This window comes from Nocardioides sp. NPDC057772, assembly GCF_042798075.1.
GTDB lineage: Bacteria > Actinomycetota > Actinomycetes > Propionibacteriales > Nocardioidaceae > Nocardioides.
The window spans coordinates 1-1,850 of record NZ_JBHVKN010000375.1 but is presented as its reverse complement, the minus strand read 5'-3'; the positions used below and the strand labels follow the sequence as shown (position 1 = coordinate 1,850).

Annotated in this window: 2 protein-coding genes; both read right to left on the bottom strand. The window is 67.2% G+C overall.

Features of this window, described 5'->3' with window-relative positions:
* A partial coding sequence (locus ACFVJS_RS27835; RefSeq protein WP_378886780.1) for a MetQ/NlpA family ABC transporter substrate-binding protein occupies positions 1 to 899 on the bottom strand: 899 nt, incomplete at its 3' end.
* A gap of 169 nt (positions 900 to 1,068) precedes the next feature.
* A partial coding sequence (locus ACFVJS_RS27830) for an ABC transporter permease (protein WP_378886779.1) occupies positions 1,069 to 1,850 on the bottom strand: 782 nt, incomplete at its 5' end.

Sequence of the window (1,850 nt, the reverse complement as noted above, 5' to 3'; positions counted from 1 at the left end):
ACCGTTGCCCAGGTGGGCGGCGGAGTGTCCGGTCCGTCGGGTCCGTCGAGGCGTAGGACGGCGTGGAAGTGCTGGACCTCCTCGTTGGTCTGGAAGATCTCGACCAGCTTCTTGTAGGTCGGGTTGTCCTTGTCCTCGGCGCGTACGGCGAAGATGTTGACGTAGGGGAGCGCCTTCGGGTCGGAGGGGTCGTCGGTCGCCAGCGCGTCCTCGAACTTCAGGCCGGCGTCCTCGACGAAGTCGTTGTTGATGATCGCCGCGGCGACGTCGGGGAGCGAGGAGGCAGTGATCGAGGCCTGGACGGCCTTGATCTTCACCTTGGAGGCGGCCGTGTCGACCTCCTTGACGGTGCTGAACGGGGTGCCGCCGTCGGTCAGCTTGATCAGGCCCTTGGACTGGAGCAGGACCAGGCCGCGGGCCTGGTTGGTCTCGTCGTCGGGCACGATCACGGTCTCGCCGGCGTTGATCTCGTCGAGGCGCTTGTACTTGGAGGAGTACAGGCCCAGGGGATAGGTGGCGGTCGAGCCGAGCGCGACCAGGTCGTCGTCGTTCTGGACGTTGTAGTCGGCCAGGAAGATGATGTGCTGGAACTGGTTGAGGTCCAGCTCGCCCTCGGACAGCGCCGGGTTGGGCTGGTTGTAGTCGCCGAAGTTCTTGACCTCGAGGTCGATGCCCGCCTCGCGGGCGGCATCCTGGAAGGTCTTCCAGTACGGGTCGTCGGCGCCGACCACGCCGATGGTGACCTGGGTCAGGTCGCTACCGGAGTCGTCGTCGCGGGTGAGGAAGAACGCGAGGCCGCCGATCACGATCGCGGCGGCGACGACGATCGCGATGATCAACGGGAGCTTGGACTTGGGAGCCTCGATGAGCGGGGTGGGCTCGGGCGTGCTGGAGGACACGGGTGGGAACCTCTTCTAGACGAAAGATGTCTCGACGGGGAGAGCGGGCAACCTGGTTGTTGTCCACCAAAACAGTAGACTTAACGAGGATCACATTCCGATTGTCGGTCACACGCCGAGACGTGTCACGGACCCGTCCCGGCGTGTGCTAGCGACATGTTTTCCGAGGTCAGGCGAGGTCGCGCCGCCTCATCACGACCACCGCGGCGACCGCCGCGACCAGGAGGTACGCGGCGACGGTGACCAGCGCCCGCTCGCCGGAGATCGCGTCCAGGACTCCCGGTGTCCCGTTCGGACCGCCGATGATCGCCCCTGCCAGCGAGCCGCCCGCAGTGCCCGGGAGCGCGTCGGTGACGGTCTCGATGCCCGAGAGAAGAGTGCCGACGCCGCGCAGCAGGTTCTCCACCACGAGCGACCAGACCAGGCCCAGCCCGACGGCGAGCGCCGGCCCCTTGGCGAGCACCCCGACGAGGAATCCGAGCAGCGCCCACATCTCCAGCACCAGGAGACCGGCACCGAACGACTGCGCCAGATCGCTCAGGGCGGGCACGGTGATCGTCTGTCCCTCGGTCGCGGCGATCGCGACCGAGACTCCAGCCGACAGCGCCAGCGTGGCGGTCATCATCGCGAAGATGAAGACCGTCACCGCGGCCAGCGAGCCGCCGACAGCGGCGAGTCTGCCCGGTCCCTGGGTGAAGACGGTCTTCCAGGTTCCCCAGCCGAACCCGTTGCCGGCGACCAGCGCGCCGACCACCATCGCCAGGGCGCCGCCGAACATCGGCAGGCCGCTGACGATGACGTCCGGGATCGCGCTCGGCATCAGCTCGGCCAGCAGCTGGGCATTGGTGGCGCCGTCACCGGCAAAGTTGTCGTCGCCGGTCTTGTAGGCGACGTAGTTGAAGACGTACCCGAAGGAAAGCGAGAGCGCCAGCCAGGCGCCGACGATCACCC